23 protein-coding genes and 1 tRNA gene are annotated in these 23,462 nt (G+C 61.9%); 15 read left to right on the forward strand and 9 right to left on the reverse strand.

Annotated elements, in window-relative coordinates:
- Positions 1–6: 6 nt before the first annotated feature.
- The gene (locus ACS4RR_RS11035; protein WP_407766033.1) at positions 7–1,905 is read right to left on the reverse strand and encodes a CASTOR/POLLUX-related putative ion channel; all 1,899 of its coding nucleotides are present in this window, start codon (positions 1,903–1,905) and stop codon (positions 7–9) included.
- Positions 1,906–2,111: 206 nt separating this feature from the next.
- On the opposite strand from ACS4RR_RS11035, the gene ACS4RR_RS11040 reads away from it, so the two are divergent.
- The 8 genes from ACS4RR_RS11040 to ACS4RR_RS11075 all read left to right on the forward strand — a co-directional run bounded on the left by ACS4RR_RS11040 (position 2,112) and on the right by ACS4RR_RS11075 (position 9,996).
- Positions 2,112–3,089: an ABC transporter substrate-binding protein gene (locus ACS4RR_RS11040; RefSeq protein WP_407766032.1), complete on the forward strand. Its 978-nt coding sequence runs from the start codon at positions 2,112–2,114 to the stop codon at positions 3,087–3,089.
- A 7-nt stretch (positions 3,090–3,096) separates the two neighbouring features.
- Positions 3,097–4,791: an ABC transporter permease gene (locus ACS4RR_RS11045; RefSeq protein WP_407766031.1), complete on the forward strand. Its 1,695-nt coding sequence runs from the start codon at positions 3,097–3,099 to the stop codon at positions 4,789–4,791.
- Positions 4,779–5,798, forward strand: coding sequence for an ABC transporter ATP-binding protein (locus tag ACS4RR_RS11050; RefSeq protein ID WP_456190081.1), 1,020 nt, complete (start codon positions 4,779–4,781; stop codon positions 5,796–5,798). The genes ACS4RR_RS11045 and ACS4RR_RS11050 overlap by 13 nt, the downstream gene beginning before the upstream one ends.
- Positions 5,799–6,323: 525 nt before the next feature.
- Complete coding sequence (locus ACS4RR_RS11055; protein ID WP_456190082.1) at positions 6,324–7,433, forward strand: endonuclease/exonuclease/phosphatase family protein; 1,110 nt, start codon at positions 6,324–6,326, stop codon at positions 7,431–7,433.
- Positions 7,430–8,200, forward strand: a complete 771-nt coding sequence (locus ACS4RR_RS11060; RefSeq protein ID WP_407766653.1) for an NUDIX hydrolase — start codon at positions 7,430–7,432, stop codon at positions 8,198–8,200. The genes ACS4RR_RS11055 and ACS4RR_RS11060 overlap by 4 nt, the downstream gene beginning before the upstream one ends.
- 165 nt (positions 8,201–8,365) lie before the next feature.
- Positions 8,366–9,277, forward strand: a complete 912-nt coding sequence (locus tag ACS4RR_RS11065) for a PhzF family protein (protein WP_456190083.1) — start codon at positions 8,366–8,368, stop codon at positions 9,275–9,277.
- A gap of 204 nt (positions 9,278–9,481) precedes the next feature.
- Positions 9,482–9,557, forward strand: a tRNA-Lys gene (locus ACS4RR_RS11070).
- 142 nt (positions 9,558–9,699) lie between these two features.
- Positions 9,700–9,996 carry a hypothetical protein gene (locus ACS4RR_RS11075; protein WP_162116057.1) on the forward strand — a complete coding sequence of 99 codons (297 nt, stop codon included), beginning with the start codon at positions 9,700–9,702 and terminating at the stop codon, positions 9,994–9,996.
- Between the two features lie 189 nt (positions 9,997–10,185).
- On the opposite strand, the gene ACS4RR_RS11080 is transcribed toward ACS4RR_RS11075, so the two are convergent.
- The gene (locus ACS4RR_RS11080) at positions 10,186–10,506 is read right to left on the reverse strand and encodes a hypothetical protein (protein ID WP_456190084.1); all 321 of its coding nucleotides are present in this window, start codon (positions 10,504–10,506) and stop codon (positions 10,186–10,188) included.
- A 262-nt stretch (positions 10,507–10,768) separates the two neighbouring features.
- Here ACS4RR_RS11080 and ACS4RR_RS11085 point away from each other — a divergent pair, with 262 nt between their 5' ends.
- Entirely contained in the window at positions 10,769–11,071 is a 303-nt protein-coding gene (locus ACS4RR_RS11085; protein ID WP_162116059.1) for a hypothetical protein, read from the forward strand.
- 239 nt (positions 11,072–11,310) lie between these two features.
- Here ACS4RR_RS11085 and ACS4RR_RS11090 read toward each other — a convergent pair whose 3' ends face one another.
- On the reverse strand, positions 11,311–11,622 hold the full coding sequence (locus ACS4RR_RS11090) for a hypothetical protein (protein WP_456190085.1): 312 nt from the start codon (positions 11,620–11,622) through the stop codon (positions 11,311–11,313).
- A 390-nt stretch (positions 11,623–12,012) separates the two neighbouring features.
- Here ACS4RR_RS11090 and ACS4RR_RS11095 point away from each other — a divergent pair, with 390 nt between their 5' ends.
- Both ACS4RR_RS11095 and chrA read left to right on the forward strand, forming a co-directional pair.
- Entirely contained in the window at positions 12,013–12,828 is an 816-nt protein-coding gene (locus ACS4RR_RS11095; RefSeq protein WP_456190086.1) for a chromate resistance protein ChrB domain-containing protein, read from the forward strand.
- 1 nt (position 12,829) lies between these two features.
- Positions 12,830–14,251, forward strand: coding sequence for a chromate efflux transporter (gene chrA, locus ACS4RR_RS11100; protein ID WP_456190087.1), 1,422 nt, complete (start codon positions 12,830–12,832; stop codon positions 14,249–14,251).
- Between the two features lie 99 nt (positions 14,252–14,350).
- On the opposite strand, the gene ACS4RR_RS11105 is transcribed toward chrA, so the two are convergent.
- A complete protein-coding gene (locus tag ACS4RR_RS11105; RefSeq protein WP_260296536.1) occupies positions 14,351–15,682 on the reverse strand; it encodes a hemolysin family protein in 1,332 nt (443 codons plus the stop codon).
- Between the two features lie 163 nt (positions 15,683–15,845).
- Positions 15,846–16,229 (reverse strand): VOC family protein, encoded by a 384-nt coding sequence (locus ACS4RR_RS11110; protein ID WP_162116162.1) that lies wholly within the window; start codon positions 16,227–16,229, stop codon positions 15,846–15,848.
- 436 nt (positions 16,230–16,665) lie between these two features.
- Between ACS4RR_RS11110 and ACS4RR_RS11115 the strand changes: the two genes are divergently transcribed.
- On the forward strand, positions 16,666–16,977 hold the full coding sequence (locus ACS4RR_RS11115) for an RcnB family protein (RefSeq protein WP_222291459.1): 312 nt from the start codon (positions 16,666–16,668) through the stop codon (positions 16,975–16,977).
- Between the two features lie 67 nt (positions 16,978–17,044).
- Here ACS4RR_RS11115 and ACS4RR_RS11120 read toward each other — a convergent pair whose 3' ends face one another.
- The 3 genes from ACS4RR_RS11120 to znuA all read right to left on the reverse strand — a co-directional run bounded on the left by ACS4RR_RS11120 (position 17,045) and on the right by znuA (position 19,591).
- Positions 17,045–17,230 carry a hypothetical protein gene (locus tag ACS4RR_RS11120; RefSeq protein WP_170255063.1) on the reverse strand — a complete coding sequence of 62 codons (186 nt, stop codon included), beginning with the start codon at positions 17,228–17,230 and terminating at the stop codon, positions 17,045–17,047.
- Complete coding sequence (gene zigA / locus ACS4RR_RS11125; protein ID WP_222291457.1) at positions 17,227–18,432, reverse strand: zinc metallochaperone GTPase ZigA; 1,206 nt, start codon at positions 18,430–18,432, stop codon at positions 17,227–17,229. Before zigA ends, ACS4RR_RS11120 begins: the two co-directional genes overlap by 4 nt.
- A 145-nt stretch (positions 18,433–18,577) precedes the next feature.
- On the reverse strand, positions 18,578–19,591 hold the full coding sequence (gene znuA, locus ACS4RR_RS11130; RefSeq protein ID WP_311319290.1) for a zinc ABC transporter substrate-binding protein ZnuA: 1,014 nt from the start codon (positions 19,589–19,591) through the stop codon (positions 18,578–18,580).
- A gap of 102 nt (positions 19,592–19,693) precedes the next feature.
- Here znuA and ACS4RR_RS11135 point away from each other — a divergent pair, with 102 nt between their 5' ends.
- The 3 genes from ACS4RR_RS11135 to ACS4RR_RS11145 are packed head-to-tail and all read left to right on the forward strand — an operon-like array spanning position 19,694 to position 21,844.
- A complete protein-coding gene (locus ACS4RR_RS11135) occupies positions 19,694–20,641 on the forward strand; it encodes an ATP-binding cassette domain-containing protein (RefSeq protein ID WP_222384021.1) in 948 nt (315 codons plus the stop codon).
- A complete protein-coding gene (gene znuB, locus ACS4RR_RS11140) occupies positions 20,634–21,449 on the forward strand; it encodes a zinc ABC transporter permease subunit ZnuB (RefSeq protein WP_170260719.1) in 816 nt (271 codons plus the stop codon). Before ACS4RR_RS11135 ends, znuB begins: the two co-directional genes overlap by 8 nt.
- Entirely contained in the window at positions 21,446–21,844 is a 399-nt protein-coding gene (locus tag ACS4RR_RS11145; RefSeq protein ID WP_017964964.1) for a Fur family transcriptional regulator, read from the forward strand. Before znuB ends, ACS4RR_RS11145 begins: the two co-directional genes overlap by 4 nt.
- A 269-nt stretch (positions 21,845–22,113) precedes the next feature.
- On the opposite strand, the gene ACS4RR_RS11150 is transcribed toward ACS4RR_RS11145, so the two are convergent.
- The gene (locus tag ACS4RR_RS11150; RefSeq protein WP_456190088.1) at positions 22,114–23,412 is read right to left on the reverse strand and encodes a hypothetical protein; all 1,299 of its coding nucleotides are present in this window, start codon (positions 23,410–23,412) and stop codon (positions 22,114–22,116) included.
- Between the last annotated feature and the right edge of the window lie 50 nt (positions 23,413–23,462).

A 23,462-nucleotide genomic window follows, 5' to 3' on the forward strand; every position in this document is an offset into this window, starting at 1 on the left:
GCGGGTTCACTGGCGGGCGAGGATGATCAGGCGATCGGCCTCGGCAAAGGCCAGAAGATCCGATTTCCCAGGATTGACGACGACGCCGGAAAGATTGCGGGCGTCGGCTTCTCCCTGCCGCTGCCGTTGATAGCCGATCGCGACCTCGCCGCGGCGTAGCGCCGCAAGGCAGATCGTATAGAAGGTCAGCGGCTTGTCGATCGAAACATAGTCGGTGACGGGGCGCATGTAGATTTCCGAGCCGTCCTCGTCGAGCAGTTCGTCGAAGATCGCCGCCATCTGGCCGTTCTCGGAGGCCTGCGCCAGCATCAGGCTGACGAGCTTGTTGCTGACGACGAAATCGTCGGCGCGGGTGACGGCGGCAAGCTCACGGTTGCGCACGTCGATCATCTCGCTGACGATGCCGATGTGGCGGCCGGTCTTCTCGGCGATCCGGCGTAGCTGCAAAAGGGTGACGAGCGTGCGGGTGTCGGCGGGTTGTGCGGCCATGTGGTCGGAGTAGCCAAGCACAAGCACGTGGTCGTAGCCGGGAATATCGAGGTCGTCGAGTTCGGCGCGGCTGCTGGTGTCGGTGACGCGGCAGGTGACCGCCATATTGTCGCTTGCAAACGTCAGGCCACGAACCTCCTCTTCGATATCGGGCGTGTCGGCGGCGATGGTGAGTTGCGAACCCGGGGCGACATAACGCGACAGCTCGCGGGCGATGATCGGGCCGCGGCGGTTCCAGCCGAGCATCAGCGTGCGCTCCGCCTTTGTCTCGCGTGTCACTGGAGCCCGGATCATCTCCTTGTCGACACGCATCTCGGCGGCGGCGCTTTTGATGGCGGCATCGTCTTCGGCGATGATGATGGCGCGCTCGCCGGGCAGGAAGATGCGGTTTCCCGGCGGGTTGAGATGGACCGCGCCCTCGTTGTCGCAGAAGCCGATCAGCGTCGAGGTCTCGTACATCATCACCGCGGCGCCGAAGCTTTTACCGGAGAGTTCGGGCTGCTCGAGCGTATAGATCTCACAGCCTTCGAAATCGAGCAGTTCGGAATAGACGCCTGACAGGCCCGACTGGCGGCTGGAATGGGCGACAATGCGCGAGATCAGGTCGTCGGCAAGCACCAGTTGCAATTCCTTGCCGCCGACGATGCGCGCCACCTCGGCATTCCTGGTGTCGCGGATTTCGGCGGCGATCTGGTAGGGCTCCTTGCGGCGGCCGGGATCGTTGACGAGGGCGAGCACCGTCTTGACCACTTCGGAATCGGCATGGTCGCCTTCCGGCGACAGCACGATGATCGAGCGCGAGGTGTGCGGGTTGACGATGTTGATGTCGTAAAGATCAGTCGGATCGCCGCTGCGGCAGATGATACGGGTGTTCCTGAGATTTCCGATCTTGTCGGCAAGCTCGTCCTCCATCTCCACCTTGTCCTTGGCGGCCATGATGACAATGCGCGGGCGGCGCCGGCTGGTGTTGGCAATGACGAGTTCGGAGATGACGTCGAAGATTGAGGGCGACCAGTTGAAGATGATCGTATGGTCGTTTTCGAGCACCTGCGAGCGGCCCTTGCGCAGGTCATCCAGCTTTTCCTCGATGCCGGAACTCAGCACGCCGATCAGGGCCGAGAATACGAAGATGCCCGATATGGTGACGACAAGGGAGACGCCGCGGAAGGGCCAGCCGATATCACCGCCCATCGTGCCGGCGTCCATGGTGCGCATCAGCGATTCCCAGGCACCCTCAACGAAGCTCATATGCTCGCCGCCGTCGGGCGCAATACCGGTCAGCGCAAGCAGCAGACCTGCAGCGATGATGACAACCAGCGATATCACCGCCAGCCAGCCGATCAGGGCGATCGGGCCGGCGGCCATGCTCTTGTCGAACTGGTAGCGCAGGCGCGCGCGCCAGGGTGTCCGTCTCATTCTTGCCATCCCCTCGAATCGGCCCGGATCGGGCCGCGTTCATAGGCGATTCCAGAAATCGGGGGGGCGATCAACTGTATTGTCGGCAGGGCAGGCGAACCACCAAGGAAGGTTGTGGGAATGGCCCGCGTCGGCTGCGGCGCCCTGTCACATGTCTGTCAACGACCCCTAATAAGGGAGGGGTATCGAAATCGAGGATCTTCCCCATGAAAACCATCGTTTCCGCCGCAGCGCTTCTCGCCGCGAGCCTGTTTGCCATTCCGGCGTCCGCCGCAAACCTCGTTCTCTATACCAGCCAGCCGAACGAAGACGCACAGGCGACGGTCGACGGCTTCATGGCTGCCAATCCCGATATCAAGGTCGACTGGGTTCGCGACGGCACGCCGAAGATCATGGCCAAGCTGCAGGCCGAGATTCAGGCCGGCAACCCGGTTGCCGATGTTCTGCTGATTGCCGACGTGGTGACGGTGGAGCGCCTCAAGCAAGATGGAAAGCTCATGGCCTACAAGTCGCCGGAAGCCGCAGGGTACGACGCCGCCCTCTACGACGCCGACGGTTACTACTACTCGACCAAGCTGATCACGACAGGCATCATCTACAATACCTCGGCCGCGATGAAGCCGGCGAGCTGGAAGGACCTGACCAAGCCGGAAGCCAAGGGCCTCGTCACCATGCCGAGCCCGCTTGCCTCGGGTGCGGCCCTCATCCACGCCCAGACGCTCGCCGCCGTTCCCGGCCTTGGCTGGGACTTCTACAAGTCGCTCGCGGAAAACGGCGCAATCGCGGCCGGCGGCAACGGCGCCGTGCTGAAGTCCGTCGCCTCGGGTGAGAAGGCTTACGGCATGGTCGTCGATTACCTGCCGATCCGCGAGAAGGCCAAGGGCGCTCCGGTCGAGTTCGTCTTTCCGAGCGAAGGCGTTTCGGCCGTCACCGAGCCGGTCGGTATCCTTGCCAGCACCAAGAACGCCGATGCCGCCAAGGCGTTCGTCGATTACGTGCTTTCCGAAAAGGGCCAGCAAGGCTTCCTGAAGCTCGGCTACATCCCGGCCCGCAACGGCATGAAGCTGCCGGAAGGCTTTCCGGCGCGAGACACCATCAAGATCCTGCCGATCAAGGCGGCCGAAGCGTTGAAGAATACCGATCAGGATCTCAAAACCTTCTCGGGCATCTACCGCTCGAACTGATCCTTTCATGCACGGATACATCAAAACCCGAAACAGCCAGCCCGCCTGGCTGTTTCCTTTTGTCGTCATCATCGTCCTGATGCTCAGCGTGCTGCCGCTCGCCCGTCTTGCCATGGTCGGGATCGCGGCTTTCGCCAATGGCGGCGTGATGACGGTTCTGAGCGAACCGTCACTTTGGTCGGCGACCTATTACACCGTCGTCACCGCTATTCTGGGCACGATCATTTCGCTTGTCATCGGCTGCCTCTTCGCCTTCCTGCTGACGCTGACCGATATCCGCGGCAAGGGGGCGCTCAGCTTCTTGTTCGTGCTGCCGATGATGATCCCGCCGCAGGTGACGGCGCTGGCCTGGGTGCAGATGTCAGGCCCCTCCAGCCCGCTGTTGAAGGCGCTGCACATCGCTCCGCCGCTCGGCTCGCCGCAGCCGCTCTATTCGGTGGGCGGCATCGCGCTGCTTTATGGCGTGCAGCATGCGCCGCTGGTCTATCTGGCGCTCCGAGCCGGGCTGATGACGCTGCCGCGCGACGGGGTCGAAGCCGCGCGGCTTTCCGGCGCTTCCAGCCTGCGGGTTTTCCGCGACATCATTCTGCCCCTGTCGCTGCCCGGCATCATCGCGGGTGCGGCGATCTCCTTCGTCTCCTGCACCGGCAATTTCGGCATTCCCGCCATTCTTGGCATTCCGGCCTCGATCTTCACGCTGCCGACGTTGATCTTCACCAAGTTTTCCGCCTTTACCAGCCGTACCTTTGGCGACGTCGCCGTGCTCTCGGCAATCATCGCCAGCATCTCGGTCGTCGGGTTGACGATCCAGGACCGGGCGCTGCGCGGTCGCGACTACCGCGTCATCGGGTTATCTGGGGCGAGTGCGGCCTTCGAGCTCGGCGCCTGGCGTTTCGTGTTCACGCCACTCGTCTGGACTACCCTGTTGGTCATGCTGGCTGCGCCCTTTTTCGCGCTGGTCGCCGGCGCGCTGGTGCCGGCCTATGGCGTGCCGCTCACCTTTAAAACCATGTCACTGCATGCTTTTCAGGAGATCCTGTTCCGGCAGGCGGTGACGCGCACCGCCTTCATCAACTCGCTGTCACTTGCCGGCGCGACCGCGCTTTGTCTCCTCGTGGTGACGATGCTTGCGGCCTATGCGCTGACACGACGCAGGGATCTGGCTTCCCGCATCGTCTCGAGCCTGATCGAGATACCCTATTCATTGCCCGGCATCGTCATGGCGGTCTGCTTCATCCTGGTGTTCGCAGCACCGATTCCAATCCTGCACGTCTCGCTCTACGGCACGATCTGGATAATCCTGATCGCCTATTTCTCCTCCTTCTTTGCCGTCAGCCTGAAGCCGGTGGTCAGCGCCTTCCACCAGCTCGATCCGGCGCTGGAAGAGGCGGCGCGGCTTTCCGGGGCCGGCTTCTTCCGCCGGCTTTTCGATATCATCGTGCCGCTGATTGCGCCCGCCGCCGGCGCGTCGGTCATCCTCGTCTTCCTGATCGCCTGCAACGAGCTGACGATTTCCGCGCTGCTCTGGTCGGCCGGCACGCAGACGCTCGGCGTCGCCATCTATAATCTTGACGACAGCGGCAGCTCCGACCTTGCCTCGGCGCTTTCGGTGCTCGTCGTCCTCATGGTCATCGTGCTGATGTTGTTGCTCGAAATTCTGGCGAAACGGCTGCCGAAAGGAGTGGTCCCATGGCGAAGCTGACCCTCAACCAGCTCGGCAAGGATTTTGGTACAGGCCGGGCCGCCGTCAGCGGTTTTTCGCTCGAGGTGCGCGAGGGCGGCTTCCTGGCGCTGCTTGGGCCTTCCGGCTGCGGCAAGACGACGGTACTGCGCATGATCGCCGGTTTCGAGACGCCGAGCGACGGCTCCATCCATCTCGGCGAGCGATTGCTTGCCGATGCCACGCAGTCGCTGCCGCCGGAAAAGCGCAACATGGCGATGGTCTTCCAGTCTTATGCGCTTTGGCCGCATATGAGTGTCGCCGACAATGTCGGGTATCCCCTCAAGGTGCGCGGCATTTCGGGCGAGGTCTACCGGACGAAGGTGCGCGACGCGCTCGGCATCGTGCGGCTTGCCGACTATGCCGAACGGCCTCCAGCCGATCTCTCCGGCGGCCAGCGCCAGCGCGTCGCGCTCGCCCGCTGCCTGGTGACATCACCCGACGTGGTGCTACTCGACGAGCCGCTCGCCAATCTCGACCGGCATCTGAAACAGGAGATGGAGGAGACTTTTCGCGAGTTCCACCAGCGCTCGGGCGCAACGATGATCTACGTCACCCATGACCAGAGCGAGGCGATGGCGCTGGCGACCGATGTCGCTGTCATGTCCGAAGGCCACCTGCTGCAGGTAGCGCCGCCGACCGAAATCTATGCCCGGCCGGAAGGCCGCGTCGTCGGCGGGCTGATCGGGCGAGGCGCGATCCTGACACTGCCGGTAATGGGCAGCGAACGCCAGCTGGAATGGAATGAACTGCAGGATGCGCTCCAGGCCGCCAATACCGATGGCGCCGATATCCTCGTGCGGCCGGAGGATGTGATCATCGGCGGCGAGGGGCCTCCGGCAATCGTCGAATCCGTGCTGTTCGAGGGCGAGCGCCATGCCGTGAAACTGATCCTCGGCAATGGCCAGACGCTACGCGCATACAGCCGCGTGGTCGTCGAGGCGGGCGAGACGGTGCGCGCCGTCATCCGCGCGGGCTGGCGGCTTTGATAGATCGAGAGTCGGCGTCTATGACAGCAATGGAAGCTCGATAATAGAAGTTGAAAATTACCCAAGTCTTCTTTCGAATCACCGTAAGGTTGAATAGTTCTTCCGGCTCGTGGTGCCGAGCAACGGACTGAATTTGCAGAAGCGCATGGGACGAGTAAAGCGCGCGCGATAATCGATTAATTGAAAGGACATATTAATATGCCAACTCCAGTAAAGCGTATTCGACCCGTTTTCGTGCTTTCGGCGGCTCTTCTAAGCGCTGCGAGCGTTCTCCAGGGATGCCCATCTTTGGAGCGGGGCGAACGAACCCACATTTAGCCCAAGTGACCTATACCGCGGTTCGAGCAATGGGGGCTCGTCGAGCAGTCCTGATGGCGGGCACAGCCAACCTCATGACAGCGCCACTTCAAGCCCACCCAGCCGTATCTAGGGCGCAGACGGCACTTGTCCGTATATTTCTTGCGTCCGCCGTCTTTTCCTGCGGCCATTGCCGGTTAAGGTACTGCACGCAACCGGACTCCTGCCATGTCGCTTCGCCTCGCCACCTTCAACGTCGAAAATCTGCTGACCCGTTTCGATTTTACCGGCTTCCGCAATCAGTTGCGCCAGGATCGCGTTATCAAGCTTTTCCAGGTGTCGAGCGAGGGCGTCTATCAGCAGCTCGAGCAGGCCCGGGTGATTGCCGCCGCCGACGATACCCGGCAGATGACGGCGCTCGCGATCGCCGATGCTGACGCCGATATCCTCTGCCTGCAGGAAATCGACAACATGGCTGCCCTTCAGGCCTTCGAATACGGCTATCTCTTCCGCATGGTCGGAAACGGCTACCGCCAGAAATACCTGGTCGAGGGCAATGACAGCCGCGGCATCGATGTTGCCGTCTTGATGCGTGAGGAAACGCGCGACGGCCAGAAGATCGAGCTCAAGGATATCAGAAGCCATGCGATGACGACCTATCGCGATCTCGATCTCTTCAGTGATGAACTGGCGCTCACCAACCGTATTGACGACAAGATCTTCAAACGCGATTGCCTGGAGCTCGATCTTCTGATCGGCGGCCGGCCGTTTTCGCTCTACGTCGTGCATTTCAAGTCAATGGGCAATCCGCGCGACGGGCTGGACGGGCGGCAATCGACCATGCCGATCCGTCGCGCCGAGGCGCGCGCCGTGCGCCGCATCATCGAGGATCGCTTCGGTGCGGATCAAGCCGGCACGAAGAGCTTCGCCATCTGTGGAGACATGAACGACTATCAGGAGCGCGTCGACGTCATCGGCCGCCGGGGCACTGGCTATCGCTTCGAACATCACGACGAGTCCGAAAGCGCGCTCGACGTTTTCAGTAGCGACGGCTTTGCCGAAAATGTGGTGCGCCGCCGCGAACCTCTCGACCGCTGGACGCTCTATCACGCTCGCGGGCCACAGGAGCAGTGGCTTTGCCAACTCGACTATCTCTGGCTTTCGCCAGCACTTGCCGCCCATAATGCCGGCCGCCTGCCCGAAATCATCCGCAGCGGCCAGCCCTACCGCACCATGTTCCCGCCGGGGCAGGAGGTGGAGCGTTATCCGCGCACCGGCTGGGACAGGCCGAAGGCGTCCGATCACTGCCCTGTCGTCATGACACTGGATCTCCCATGAAAACGAATTTGAACATGAATTTTCCGAATACCGATTTTTCCGATTTCGCCGGCTGGCCCCCGGAAGCCACGGTCTTCCCGATCGCCGGCGTTGATCTGCGCATCCTGCCCGGTCCCCATCCCTTCGCCGTCGCCGAACAAGCGGCGATCCGGGAGAATTGGGCCAGGGAGACGGCCGCCAATCCGGCGCTGTTCGATGGGCGCATGGTGTTTCAGCAGCGGCTCTCGCTCAGTGAAAACGGGATTGCGGGCGAGGGCCACGTCATTCCCTTTTCCGCCTTCATGTGGTGGCGCCGGCAGCCGCAGCGTCAGGGCGGCATTCACATCTTCGCCTATCCGGTGCTGGAAACCTCGGACGGTGCGCTTGTGGCGATCCGTATGGGCGCCCATACAGCCAATCCCGGCCAGGTCTATTTCGCCGCCGGTTCGCTGGAGCCGGAGGATATCGTCGACGGGCGCTGCGACATCGAGGCAAACATGCGCCGCGAGGTCCATGAAGAAACCGGATTGGATCTTAGCCGTTCGGTGGCGGGGCACGGGCTCTTCGCCAGCCATTCCAACCGGACGGTGACACTGTTGCGGCTCTTCCGCTTCGATATGACGGCGGACGAGATGGTCGAACGGATCGAGAGTCACATGCTCGTGGCCGAGGACAAGGAGATCGCGGGTGCAGCGGCGATCCGCTCGGCCGATCACTCGGCGCACCCCTATAATATCGCCATGCTGCCCGTGATCGACTGGTATTTCGGCAAGGCCGAGCGGAGTTGATGTATGCCCCCCAAAGCCATGTAGCGTTTCGGGATAACGACATGCATCACCTAAAGATCGAAAGCGCGTCATGTGATTCCGGTTGACGTGACGCGTTTTAGCGCCTTGCACTCGTTCGCCCGGTCGGGCAGGTTGGCGGCGCGATGACGATTCAAGGAGGCCGATGTGGCGCGAAGCTACAGCGTCTATGACGTGTTCACCGATCGAAAGCTTGCGGGCAACCCGGTGGCGGTGATCTTCGACGGAGACAATCTCAGCGACGAGGCGATGCAGGCAATCACCCGCGAGATCAATCTCTCGGAGACGGTCTTCGTGCAACCTTCGACCAACCCTGCCTATGCGGCGCGTCTGAGGATATTCACGCCTGGGCGCGAGCTGCCCTTTGCCGGCCATCCGACGGTCGGCACGGCGGTCGCGCTGGCCGAACGGGTGCACGGTGCTGCGACGCGCGATCTCGTCACGGTGCTCGAGGAAAATGTCGGGCCGGTGCGTTGCGCGGTGCGGCTGAGAGAGGGTGAGGCGAGCTTTGCCGAATTCGACCTGCCGCGGAAATCGCAGCCCGCCATCATGCCGCTCGACAAGCTCGGGATCGCCGATGCGCTATCGCTGAAGGTGACTGAGATCGGCTTCGAAAATCACGTCCCGTCGGTCTGGAGCGCCGGCGTTCCCTTCCTGCTCATTCCGGTGCACGATGTCGGCGCCACGCAGCGAGTGGAATTCGATCCGCAACTCTGGGAAAAGATCGTGCCCTTCGTCGATGGCGCGCTTGCCTCGGCCTATGCCTATTGCCGCGGCGGCGTCAACCACGTGGCGAAGTTCCATGCGCGCATGTTCGCCAGCGGCATGGGTATCGTCGAAGACCCGGCCACCGGTTCGGCGGCGGCCGCACTCTCCGGCGCCATCCACCATTTCGACCGACTGACGGACGGGCATCACCCGATCATGATCGAGCAGGGCGTCGAGATGGGCCGGCCGTCCTTCATCCACCTGCATATCGATGTCGACGCGGGAGCGATCTCCAACGCGCGGATCGGCGGCCAGGCGGTACGGCTGGCCAGCGGCACGCTCGACCTTTGATTTCACGGGCGCTGAGGACGCTCTATCACTTTGAATCGGCGCATAATCCTTCCCAAAAATCGATTCCGATTTTCGGGCTTCTGCGCTGTATTTCAGCCATGCCGAAAAATCTTCGCGATTAACCAAAGAAATTTCGCCTATGCGCTGGACAAGCCTGCCGATCCTGTTTATACGCCCCGTCACACCGCGCAGCCAAGCGCGAACGGGTGATTAGCTCAGTTGGTAGAGCAGCTGACTCTTAATCAGCGGGTCGTAGGTTCGAGCCCTACATCACCCACCAAATCTCTTGAAAAGATTGATGTATTTGAAATCAGGCCGGATTTTCCGGCCTGCTGGAAGCGGGCGATATTGCTAGCCTTGCCCAAATGACTGGTCGCAGTGATCTGTGCGCGCTAGTTTCCCTCACACACTGGGAGGGTCCCATGAGAAGCGTCATTCTAGTCGTTGCCTTGTCTCTGCCGTTACCGGCCTTTGGCGCAGGCGTCATGAACGTCAAAGCGAGCGAACATAGCTGCAGCGAGCTTGCTCAGATCATTCGCCAGAACAAAAAGGTCTTTGTTCGCATCGGTTTCGGCGGCCGCAGTTTCCGTTATCCGCCCGCCCAGTGCAGTATGGGTGACAAGCGCACCACGACCAGTTTGCGCGATGGCGAGGGAAAGCAATGCATCCTTGATTATTCCTGCGTCTTCGACCCCGCGTCGCCCTATAACTTTCCCTAGAACGGGATGATTTTAGGCCGGGTCGGCCTGAAATCCGAATCCTCTTCCAGATTAAAGAGTTAAAGCAGGATGTCGTCCGAAAACTGCTCACCCTTTTCGGCATCATGCTCTGGACGCTTCCGTTGTGAGAGGGAGCGAGCGGGAAGTGCGGGCGGCGGTCAACTTCAGACGGCGCCAACCGAGGTTACGTCAATCGCTGCCGCTCAGTTTCATGCCGGCGAGCCAGAGAGCGGCGACGATGAAAAGCGACAGTACCGCCATCATTGCTATGGGCGGTGCGTATTCCTGGAAGGAATGCGAGGCGTTTAGTCTGATGACGTAAATAATCACAACCACAAGTTTGATCGCGATCAGCAGGGCCAAGGTCGCGTTTTTGGCGTAACGCCTGATTTTCGGCCAATCGAAGCTTCTGGCGGGTGGCGCATCGACCTTCTGTGCTGGAACGGTCCTTGTCCGCTCCGGCTCTGCAAGGTGTCTACGCCCAAACGTCGGTTTCATGGCCGGCAGCATAGACCAAACATCTTAATGGATGGGGATGCGGCAACATCCTTGTGGAGTAGCGAAGGAGTGTCCCGTCCACCTGGATTCGCTGTCTCAAAGAGCCCGCGCGGTTGGTCGCTCATTCGACAATTTCTGTTTCGACACGCGCCGTTATCGAGCGTGCCGGGAGGCAGAAGGGCAGGGCTGCTTAGATGTATAATTCGGAAGGTTTGCGGACTGGCGGCATTGGGTGCGATGCCTTAACTTCGCTCTATCACATTCAGGAGTTTCCATGAAAAGCGTTGTTCTGGCCGTCGCACTGCTGTTTCCGTCCGTCGCTCTTGCCGTCGAGGCGGTGGAGGTCAATGCCAGGGATCACAGTTGCGAAGAGCTTGCGCAGATCATCCGCAAGGACAAGGCGGTTTTTGTGCGGATGGGCTTTGGCGGTCGCAGCTTCCGTTATCCGCCGGCCAGGTGCAATCTCGGCGACAAGTACGACACCGCAAGGGTGAGGGATGCCAATGGCAAGCTTTGCCTCCTCGATTACGAGTGCGTGTACGATCCGCAGTCTTTCTATAACAGGATTCCCAGATAATCCCGATCAGGCGTTGCCAGTACGGCTGTTCGGTATGGATGATGAGGTCAAGAAAAAAGGCCGGGCGAAATTCGCGCCGACCTTCCTCGATCAGTCTCGATAACGGCTGCCAGTACCTCCGTGGTCAGCCGTCAGAGACAGATTTAGCATCCCTTAAATAGGGTTTGCTTAAACATCTTCAAGCGCTCGCAGCAGAAAGGAAGCCGGCACTGGGCCGGCTTCTTCTGGCCGGGCAGCGATTACTGCTGTGCCGGGGCAGCCGGCGGCGGAGTGGCCGGTGCTGGTGCTGGTGCGGGCGTTGCGCTGTTATTGGTCGGAGCGATCGGCTTGGCCGGCGCCGGCTCGGATTGGGTCGTGGAGGCTGTCGTGTCCGGCGATGTGCCGGGGGTGCCCCACTGCGAATAGGCGAATGCAGCGACAGCGATCACGGCCAATGCAGCGACCCAGACAATCCACGTATTACTGCTGCGCGTGCTCGGCGTGGTGCGCAGATCCAAATTTGGGTTCAGCGGGCGGTTCGGGTCGTTGGCATTATTGGGGTCGTACGTCATGGTACTTTCTCCTCTTTCGGTCAGAGAAGAATGCCGAAGCGGGCTTTTTGTTCCGTTCTGGGCCGAAGCGCTTGTACTGACTGGGTTTTCCTACCTTCATTCGCGCTCTTCACTGGCACTCCGTGTATTCGCGGCTTTGCCACTCACCTCTCATCTGCCCGCCGGCTTGCCTGGAGGCGACCGGCAGAGACCGGGTGGAAGACCTGCCGGCTGATCGGGTGCCGTGGTGGATGGCAGGCCGCTGCCGCGGACGGCAAGCCGCCATGGCGCAATGCGCTTGACACGATGGGGTCTGTTTGCGCATGGTTCAGACATGGGGTCGCGATCACCCCACGAGGCGTCATGCTGAAGAATCGCGTCCAGTAAAACCGATCAACGGAGGGACGCGTCATGCCGTCATTTCTAGAAATCTCACCTGAAAAGCTCAGCCGCCTCATCGGGACGCCTGGGGCTCCCGTCATTATCGACGTGCGCACGGAGGAGGACTTCGCGCTCGATCCACGCCTGGTGCCGGGCTCGATCCGGCGCGCCTATGCCGATGTCGTGTCCTGGGTTGGCGACGTCGATGCCGAAGCCGTCGTCGTGGTCTGCCAGAGAGGCGGCAAGCTCAGTCATGGTGTTGCCGCCTATCTCCGCCATGTCGGGGTCGACGCGGAAAGCCTCGAAGGTGGCTTCGAGGCTTGGATCGCGGGCGGACCGGCCGTGCCCGATGCAAAGCTGCCGCAACGCGACGCTGAGGAGCGCACCGTCTGGGTGACGCGGGCGCGGCCGAAGATCGATCGCATCGCCTGTCCCTGGCTGATCCGGCGCTTCGTTGATCCGAATGCCGTGTTCCTGTTCGTGCCGGCGCCCGAGGTTTTGGCCGTCGGCGAGCGTTTCGCGGCGACGCCCTTCGATATCGAGGATGTGTTCTGGAGCCATCGCGGCGAGCTCTGTACCTTCGACGTGATGATCGAGGAGTTCGGGCTGGCGTCGGAACCGCTTCTGCGCCTGGCGCGTATCGTCAGGGCGGCGGATACCGCCAGGCTCGACCTCGCCCCTGAGGCGGCGGGACTGCTTGCGGCATCGCTCGGCCTCTCCAGGATGTATTCCGACGATCTGGAGCAACTCGAGGCCGGGATGCTTCTCTACGACGCTTTTTTCCGCTGGTGCCGCGATGCGACCGAGGAAACCCACAATTGGCCGGCGCCAAAGAAGAGGGTATGAGATGGTTGAGATGACGGATAGTGCTCCCGGCGGCAAAATGACGGAGGACGACGCGCGAGAGGAGCACCATCACGGCGTCTCGTTTGGCGAGGCCTTCAGGGTGTGGCTGCGCGTCGCCGCCCTGAGTTTTGGCGGCCCCGCCGGCCAGATCGCCGTCATGCACCGGATCATCGTCGACGAGAAGCGATGGCTCGGTGAGCACCGTTTTCTGCATGCGCTGAACTATTGCATGCTGCTTCCCGGACCCGAGGCGCAGCAGCTCGCCATCTATATCGGCTGGCTGATGCATCGGACAGTGGGCGGTCTCGTCGCCGGCCTGCTGTTCGTACTGCCTGGGTTCCTGTCGATCCTCTGTCTCAGCTATATCTACGCGGCTTACGGCAACGTCGGCATCGTCGTCGGCCTGTTCTTTGGGCTGAAGGCAGCGGTGCTCGCAGTCGTCGTGCAGGCCGTGATCCGCATCGGCGGCCGGGCGCTCAAAAATCGCGTCATGGTCGGTATCGCGGCCGCGGCCTTCGTCGCCATCTTCTTTCTCCATGTCCCGTTCCCGCTGATCGTGCTCGCCGCCGGCATTGCCGGCTTCCTCGGCGGCAGGTTCGGGCTTGCCGCCTTCCGGACGGGCGGCGGCCACAAGGCGGGAAGCGGCCCGACACTGTCGGACGCGGAGTCGGCGCTTGGCGAGGGCATACCGGCGCATGCGCGCCCGAATCTTGCATGGTCGCTGCGCATCTCGGCCGTGTTGCTTGCCCTCTGGCTCGCACCGCTCGCAGCACTTTACGCAACCTTCGGCGCCGATAGCGTCTTTACCGAGATTGGCCTGTTCTTCAGCAAGATGGCGGTCGTCACCTTTGGCGGGGCCTATGCCGTGCTTGCCTATGTCGCGCAGGAGGCCGTGCAGCATTTCGGCTGGCTGAAACCCGGCGAGATGCTGGATGGTCTCGGCATGGCCGAGACGACGCCGGGGCCGTTGATCATGGTCGTCCAGTTCGTCGGTTTCATGGGCGCCTACCGCGATCCGGGAGCTTTGAATCCGATGCTTGCTGCAACGCTTGCGGCGGTCCTGACGAGCTGGGTCACCTTCGTGCCGTGTTTCCTCTGGATCTTCCTCGGCGCGCCATTCATCGAAAAACTGCGCGGCAACATCGCGCTCGCCGGCGCGATGTCGGCCATAACAGCCGCGGTGGTCGGGGTCATCCTCAACCTCGCTATCTGGTTTGCCTTGCACACGCTGTTTGCTGAGGTTGCGACCGTTCACCTTGGCGGCTTACGGCTCGATATCCCCGTACTGCAATCGGCCGTGCCAGCGGCAATGGCGCTGTCTGCCGCCGCCGCCATCGCGATCTTCCGTTTCAAGGCTTCCGTGATCGCGACGCTGCTAGCCTGCGCGGCCGCAGGGATGCTCTGGACGCTGGCGGTGAATTAGAGCGCCGTGCGTCCTTTCGGACGCACAAAGGACGCTCTAACACTTTGAATCTACGCATCGTGCTTTCCGAAAATCGATTCCGATTTTCGGGCCGATGCGCTAGGCCTCCACCCCATCCGCGGAAATGCGCGTCGCGAGCATCTTGTCGATACGCATGCCGTCCATGTCGAGAACCTCGAAGCGCCAGTTGTCGAAGACGAAGGTCTCGCCGGCTTCGGGGATGTGCTGGAGCTGATGCAGGGCGAAACCCGCCAGCGTATGGAAATCGGCGTCCGGACGATCGCGCAGGCCGAGCCGTTCGAAGGCGTCGAAGGCCGGCATCATCGCGTCGATCAAGAGCGACCCGTCTTCCCTGACGACGATGTCGGGCTCTTCGTTGGATCCCGGCAGGTCGCCGGCGATGGCTTCGAGCAGGTCGGTCTGGGTGACGATGCCTTCGAGGCTGCCATATTCGTCGATGACGATGGCGAGGCGAACGGGTGAGGCCTTGAAACTGTCGAGCACGCGGACGACCGAGGTGCCCTCATGCAGCACCAGCGGCTGCTTGATCACCTCCATTGGCCGGATCTTGCCGCCGTCGAGAACCTGGTCGAGAAGGTCCTTCTTCAACACCATGCCGATCGGCTCGTCGATCGAGCCGCGGGCGACCAGCAATTGTTCGTGACTGCATTCGCGGATGGTCTTCAGGATCTCGGCCTCGCTGTCGTCGGCGTCGAACCATTCGATATCGAGGCGCGGCGTCATGATGTCGGAGATCGGCCTGTCGCCGATGTTGAACACCCGCTCGACGAGCTGCTGCTGCACCTGGTTGAGAAGGCCGGCCTCCTGGCTCTCGGCAACCAAAAGCTTGAGCTCCTGCGGCGAATGGAACGACGATTCGCCGGTTCCGGCGCGAAGACCCACACCCCGCAGCACGAGGTTGCCCATGCCGTTCAGAACAAAGATCGCCGGCTTGAATAGCACCAGGAACAGACCGAGCGGACGCACAACGGTAAGCGAAGTGGCTTCGCTGCGTTGAAGCGCCAGGCTCTTCGGTGCGAGCTCGCCGAGCACGATATGAAGTGCTGTGATGATGACGAAGGCGACGACGACGGCAACAGTATGCGCGCCCGCCGTCGCCCATTGCCCAGGCAGCCATGATAGCAGCGGCTCGATCAGGTGGGCAAGCGCCGGTTCGCCAACCCAGCCGAGGGCAAGCGACGAGATAGTGATGCCGAGCTGGGTGGCCGCAAGATTCGAGTCGAGATTATCGACGGCGCGCTGAAGTGCCGAGGCGTTCATGCGGCCTGCCGCAGCGAGTTCGGCGACGCGGCTACGCCTGACCGACACCAGGGCGAATTCGGCGGCAACGAAGAAGCCATTGGCGGCGACGAGAAGAAACACGGCTAGTATCCCGATATAGTCGGAGAGCCCGCCGGCGGAATCGGACATGTTTTCCCTGCCTTCGAGTTGATGGGAGTCCGAAACTACACGCTCGCACACTGGTGGCAAGGCGTTCCAGCCAGCCTCGCGGCGAGAGACCGTGATCGAAATACTGCGTCGGTTTGCGGATGACCGCAAATGCGTGGCAACCGCATGACCGGCGTCGCGCCATTCACCGCTTGGGTGGTTCGAAGAGCTCGATCGGGTTTCCGGCCGGATCATCGACCAGGATCTGCTTGCCGCCTATGCCCTGCACGATCTCGTTGCGGAAACGCGCGCCGGCCTGACGCAGCGCGGCGACTTCTGCTTCCAGGTCCTTGACCTCGATCTGGATGCGATTCCAACCGCCGGGCTCCGGCTTTCGCCCATCTGGCATTGCTTGAGATGCTCCGCCAGGTCCCGTCATGCCGCTGACGAACAGACGAAAACCGTCTCTGGTCAGGATGGCGAAACTCGGCGCGGGGCGAAGTGCGACGGAGAAGCCGAGATGTCTCGTGTAGAATTCCACCGCGGCGTCGACGTCGTCGACGATGTAGCGCATGCTGATACCAGGCATGTTTTCCTCCATTGGGGTCTTCGTTGTCTTGATCTGATCGTCCCCTCGCGGGAACATCCAGAACTCTCCTGTTCCTAGGATGCGTCGGTTCGAAACTCGATTATGCGCCCGTTTCAAGTTTTTTTATGCATCTCGTTATGCCAAATCGCCGAGCGCCTTTGGGCGAGACCAGATCGAATCGAGAGCATGCCGCCCGCCGCCAGCAGCGGGACAACCCTCCACGGCCGCGCCTTCCAGGCGATGAGCAGCAAAAGCCGAAGGGCCTCATTGGACGAAGCCAGCCTGCCGCGCCAGATCATCGTGTATAAGTCTAATCTAAAGTATAAGCTTCGACATGTAGCTACTGGATTCCATTACAAAAGTTTAATTTCTATTTCAGTTTCGGTTCATCTTCTCGGCCCTAGTTTGCCCCGGTGTCCAACACGAGGAACCCCACATGAAAAAGATTTTTGCAGCCCTTCTTTCCGCCTCCTTCCTTCTTTCCCCGATGATTGTTTCCCAGGCTAGCGCCGACGATCATCGCCGTCCCCCCGTCGCCGTGCAGAAGAAGGTAGTCGTCCGGTCGCACTGGAAAAAGGGATACCGCGTCAATACCAGCGAGCGTCGACGGTTCTCCGATGTCAACGACTATCGCCGCTACCGGCTGGCGCCACCGCCACGCGGTTATCGCTGGGTCAGGGCCGATCACGACTACCTGCTGATCGGCGTCACCAGCGGTATTATCTCCAGCGTTATTGCCAGTCGCTGATCGGCAGATGAACGGGAAGAGGGCGGCTTCGACCGCCCTTTTCCTCTGCCGGCAGGCAAATCTCTCGTCAGAAGGGCTTCCTGAAGGGAACGATGTGCTCGGCGAGGCTTCGGAACAGGCTGCCGGATCGTCGTTGCCGATCGGGCCGTTCGCCTGCTGCCTCGACGGTGTCGGGATGAAGCCCTTCGATCGGCGGTAGCGGCTCGCATTCGGTGCAGACGCAGAGAGTGCGTTTGATTGCCTTCGCCTTCATGCCGCCTGCCTGTTCCAGTTGGCGAAAGGATCGGGCAGGTCGCGCCAGCGCTCGGGCACGAAGGCATCTGTCCTGATAAGACAGGCGTCGAGTTCCTTCCTGATCCAGGCTTCGTCCATGGGATCGGCACCGATGAAGACGATTTCCTGGCGGCGGTCGCCCCAGACGGGGTCGAGATAGGGGCCGATGGCGTTCATGAAGGTCGGCCCCTCGGGCCACTGCTCGGACGGTACGGAGGCCCACCAGAGGCCCATCTTGCCGGTGCGGACGATCGCGCCCGCCTGGCTGATCTCGCCGACGTGATGCGGGCGGGTCGCCAGCCAGAAGAAGCCTTTGGCGCGCACCACGCCCGGCCATGCCGTGTCGAGAAAGGCCTGCAGCTTGGCCGGATGGAAAGGGCGTTTTTCGCGGTAGACGAAGGAGCGGATGCCGTATTCCTCTGTCTCGGGCATATGATCCTTGAAACCGTGCAGTTCCTTGTACCAGAGCGGATGGGTTTCGGCCCTGTCGATGTCGAAGCGGCCGGTGCCGAGCACCTCCCGCAACGCCACTTGGCCGAAGTCCGCCTCGATCAGCCGCGCATCGGGATTGAGGCCGATGATGATCTTGCGGGCGGCGTCGCGCTCCTTTTCGCTTGCCGTGCCGATCTTGTTCAGCACCACGACGTCGGCGAATTCGATCTGCTCGACCAGCAGGTCGACGATGTTTCTGTTGTCGCCGTCACCGGCCGTTTCTCCGCGGTCGGCGAGGAAATCGGCCGAGGCATAATCGGCAAGCAGATTGACGGCGTCGACGACGGTCACCATGGTGTCGAGCCTTGCGACGTCGGAAAGGCTTTGGCCATTCTCGTCGCGAAATTCGAAGGTGGTGGCGACGGGCAGGGGCTCGGCGATGCCGGTCGATTCGATCAAGAGGTAATCGAAGCGGCCCTGATCGGCGAGCTGGCGCACCTCTTTCAGCAGATCGTCGCGCAGCGTGCAGCAGATGCAGCCATTGGTCATCTCGACCAGCTCTTCCTCGGTGCGGGAGAGATTGGCGCCGCCGTCGCGCACCAGGGCAGCATCGATATTCACCTCGCTCATATCGTTGACGATGACGGCGACGCGTAAGCCCTCGCGATTACTCAGCACGTGGTTGAGCAGCGTCGTCTTGCCGGCGCCGAGGAAGCCTGAAAGCACCGTGACGGGAAGTCTGTTGTCCATGAGAGCCTCACAAGGTTTGTCTTAATGTTATATCATTACATTCGATGCGTCGAAAAAAGGCGGAACGGGGTTGTCCGCCTTTTCCGCCTCAGCTCTCTCCGGAGCGTCGCGTGTCCGATAGGACGCGCGGAGCGGCGCATGAAAGTTATGCGCTGGAGAGGCAGTCCTTCATGCTGTTGGCGATGCTGCGCATGAGGGTGAAGTAGAGATCGGGGCCGGCCTTCAGTGTTGCCGCTTCGGGATCGAGCACGCCTGATTTGGCGCGCGTGCCTTCGATGACGACATTGACGAGGCGCGGCTCGAACTGTGGTTCGGCAAAGACGCAGGTGGCGCCGAGTTCACCGACCTTGCGGTGGATTTCCGAAACACGCTCGGCGCCGGGAATAGTTTCCGGGCTGACGGTGATCGAGCCGGCGACGCGGATGCCATAGCGGTGCTCGAAATACTGGTAGGCGTCGTGGAAGACGATGAAGGGCTTGCCCTTGACCGGGGCGACGGTGGCGGTGATTTCCTTGTCCAGCGCCGTCAGCCTGTCGTCCAGCGCCTTGGCGTTTGCCTGATAGGTCAGCGCATTGGCGGGATCGGCGGCAACCAGCGTCGTGGTGATCTCGCTGGCCATCGCCTTGGCGTTCATCGGATCGAGCCAGAGATGCGTGTCGAATCTGCCATGCTCGTGATCGTCGTGGTCAGCGTCGGGGCTATGCGCGGCGTCGGCTTCATGATGCTCGTCACCATCATCATGCGCTTCGAAGGCGCCGCCCTCACGGAAAGGCAGCGTGACGAGGCCGGGGGCGTTGTCGAGTTCGGCGATGCTGGCATCCCGGCCCAGCGCCTGCAGCGGCTTTTCGAGAAAGCCCTCGAGGCCGGGGCCGACCCAGAAGATCACCTTGGCATCCTGCAAAGCGCGAGCATTCGACGGCTTCAGATTGTAGGTATGCGGGGAGGCGGCGCCATCGACGATCAGCTCCGGTTCGCCGACACCCTGCATGATCGCCGACACCAGCGAATGGATCGGTTTGATCGAGGTGACGACGACAGGCGCGTCTGCTGCTCGCATAGTGCCGGTGAAGAGAAGGGCGGGGATCGCCAGGACCGGGATTGCGAGGGCCGGCATTCTGAGGGCCAGGATTTTAAGGGCAGGCCTCAGGGCGCGTTTCATCAATATGCTCCGCTTGAATTGCAGTTGTTATGTTATTACATCAATTGCGTTATGCTATAACGTGTGCAATAGCAGGACGCAACAGCACTTTCGGAAAATTTGATGCTCTCTCCCGCAAAGACCCCCGCTGGTATCCGGGCCGAACCGCTGGTTTCGCTTGAAAATGTCGGCATCCTGCGTAATGGCCGCTGGCTGGTGCGTGGCGTCGATTTTTCCGTCTCGCGCGGCGAGATCGTCACGCTGATCGGGCCAAACGGCTCGGGCAAGTCGACCAGCGCCAAGGCAGCGATCGGCGTGTTGAAACCCAACGAGGGCAGGGTGGAGCGCAACGCCGGCCTCAAGGTCGGTTATGTCCCGCAGAAGCTCACGATCGACTGGACGCTGCCGCTTTCGGTGCGCCGGCTGATGACGCTGACCGGGCCGCTGCCGGAGCGCGACATTCTTTCGGCACTCGAATCCGCCGGCATCGCCCATATGCTCGATGCCGAGGTGCAGCATCTCTCCGGCGGCGAATTCCAGCGGGCGCTGATGGCGCGCGCTATTGCCCGCAAACCCGATCTGCTGGTGCTCGATGAGCCGGTGCAGGGGGTCGATTTTTCCGGCGAGATCGCTCTCTACGACCTGATCAAGTCGATCCGTAACGCCACCGACTGCGGCATCCTCTTGATCTCGCACGATCTCCACGTCGTCATGGCCGAGACCGACACCGTCATCTGTCTCAACGGCCATGTCTGCTGCCGCGGCACGCCTGAATCCGTCAGTCGCAGCCCGGAATATGTGCGCCTGTTCGGCAGCCGGGCGGCGCAGACGCTTGCCGTCTACAGCCATCACCACGATCATACGCATCTGCCTGATGGGCGCGTGCAGCATGCCGACGGCACGGTGACGGATCATTGCTTCCCCGATGACGGTCATCACCATGAACATGGCCATGCCGGTCATGAGCACGATCACGGCCATCCCGGGCATGACCATAGCCATGACCCCGGGCATGCCGAACATGACCACGCCCATCCGCACACGCATGCGGAGGGAGAGCGCCATGCTTGACGATTTCTTCGTGCGCGCCATCCTTGCCGGCGTGGGCCTGGCGCTGACGACAGGGCCGCTCGGCTGCTTCATCATCTGGCGGCGTATGGCTTATTTCGGCGATACAATCGCCCATTCGGCGCTGCTCGGCGTCGCACTGTCGCTGCTCTTCGAACTCAACCTGACACTGGCCGTCTTTGCCGTTGCCGCGCTCGTGTCGGTGCTGCTGCTCTTCCTGCAGAAACGCCAGGCGCTGTCGGCCGATGCGCTGCTCGGCATTCTCTCGCATGCCACACTGGCGATCGGCCTCGTCATGGTCGCCTTCATGAGCTGGGTGCGGATCGATCTCATCGCCTTCCTGTTCGGCGATATCCTTGCCGTTTCCACCACCGACATCGCGCTGATCTGGGGCGGCGGGCTGTTTGTGCTCGTGGCAATGGCCTGGCTCTGGCGGCCACTCTTGGCGGCAACCGTCAATGCCGAGCTCGCCGAGGCCGAGGGGCTGAAGCCGGAGCGGGCTCGGCTGTTTTTCATGCTGCTGATGGCCGTCGTCATCGCCATTGCCATGAAGATCGTCGGCATCATGCTGATTACCTCGCTGCTGATCATTCCGGCGGCTGCGGCGCGGCGCTTCTCGGCGACGCCGGAGATCATGGCGGTATTCGCCTCATTGATCGGGGCCGCCGCCGTCGTCGGCGGGCTGTTCGGCTCGCTCACCTACGACACACCTTCCGGCCCCTCGATCGTGGTCGCGGCGCTGATCCTCTTCATGCTCAGCCTGCTTCCCGTCAGGCGCCACCGCGCGGTCATGCAAGGACAAGGCTCATGACGACACCGCAATTGACCAAGAACCAGTCGCTGGTCTTCGACGTGCTTGAAAAGGCCGAAGGGCCGCTCAGCGCCTACACCATCCTCGACAAGCTGCGCGACCACGGTTTTCGTGCACCCCTGCAGGTCTACCGGGCGCTGGAGAAGCTGCTCGAATACGGCGTCGTGCACCGGCTCGAAAGCATCAACTCCTTCGTTGCCTGCGCCCATCCGGGCGACGACTGCCACAGCCACGGCATAGTCGCCTTCGCCATCTGCGAAAGCTGCGGTCAGGTGATGGAGTTCCACGATCACGAGGTCGACCACCGGCTGATGGGCTGGGTGCGGGGGCAGAAGTTCAAACCAGCGAAGACGACGATCGAGATTCGCGGTTTGTGCAAGGCTTGTGCGGCGTAAGCGGCCGCTCTATCCGTCGGCGACCTACCCTAACTCACCGACGGGACTTTGACGGGGCGCCATCATCTCCACCCTCATTGCTGTGACATCCCTCGGGTCGAAGCCCGAGGACAGGAATGAGCGAGGGCGGGGAGGCGGCGTGCCCGAAGGTGACCATCCACGCGTTGGTTTCCTCGCTTTCTTTGCTGCCGATCGATACACAAATCAATGATTCAAAAAGGTGAGGCCGCGAGAACGGCCTCACCTTTTGCATTTCTGTGCGGATAAGCTTAATCCGGCTTGGATTCAGAGCCGCTCTTGCCGGAGCCACCATTGTCGCTCTTGCCGGAGCCACCGTTGTCGCTCTTGCCGGAGCCGCCATTGTCGCTCTTGCCGGAGCCGCCGTTATCGCTCTTGCCGGAGCCGCCATTATCGCTCTTGCCGGAGCCGCCGTTGTCGCTCTTTCCGGAGCCGCCATTATCGCTCTTGCCGGAGCCGCCATTGTCGCTCTTGCCGGAGCTATCATTATCGCTTTTGCCGGAGCCGCCGTTGTCGCTCTTGCCGGAGCCGCCGTTATCGCCCTTGCCGGAGCCGCCGTTATCGCTCTTGCCGGAGCCGCCATTATCGCTCTTTCCGGAGCTATCATTATCGCTTTTGCCGGAGCCGCCGTTGTCGCTCGTTCTGGAGCCGCCATTGTCGCTCTTGCCGGAGCCGTCGTTGTCGCTCTTGCCGGAGCCGCCATTGTCGCCCTTGCCGGAGCCGCCATTGTCGCCCTTGCCGGAGCCGCCGTTGTCGCTCTTGCCAGCGCCGTCAGTGTCGCCCTTGCCGGGGCCGTCATTGCCGCCCTTGCCGGGACCGTCGTTGCCACCCTTGCCCGGGCCGTCATTGCCACCCTTGCCATGACCGTGATCTTTTCCGCCCCCGTCGTGGCCGTGATGATCGCGGTCCTTGCCGTCGTGATCGTCTTTCCCACTGTGGCCATGGCCGTCCTTGCCGTGCCCGTGATCTTTCCCGCCCTTGCCGCCGCCGTGATGATCATGGCCCTTGCCGTGATCGTCCTTTCCGCCATTGTCGCCGCTGCCGCTGCCGCCGCCGCTGCCGCTGCCGCTGCCGCTGCCGCTGCCGCTGCCGCTGCCGCTGCCGCTGCCGCTGCCGCTGCCGCTGCCGCTGCCGCTGCCGCTGCCGTCGCCATTGCCGCTGCCGCTGCCGCTGCCGTCGCCATTGCCGCTGCCGCTGCCGTCGCCATTGCCGCTGCCGTCGCCATTGCCGCTGCCGGCATCGTCGCCGTTCCCGTTCCCGTTGCCGTTGCCATCGCCATTGTCATTATCGCCAGCATTCCCATTGCTGGCGAGTGAACCGCTGCTGGATGTCTTCTTGCCGCCGCCAATGTTTTGGTTGCCGCGATCGTTATCGTTCGGATTGAACCTGCTATCGGACCGAATTGCACTGGTCGGCATGCACAGCCTGTATTCGAGTGTACCGCGAACTGCGGCCTTGCAATTAACGACTGCCGGGGCTGCCGTTGCCAAGCTGCTGCTTGCCAGAAGGGAAGCAACGGCGATGCTGAATTTCGCTGCTCTGCTGATCATTTCAATCCATCTCCGAAGGTTAACCGAATGTTAATGGGGAGAACTCCTAC

The organism is Rhizobium zaerense, from assembly GCF_051810725.1.
Taxonomy (GTDB): domain Bacteria; phylum Pseudomonadota; class Alphaproteobacteria; order Rhizobiales; family Rhizobiaceae; genus Rhizobium; species Rhizobium leguminosarum_I.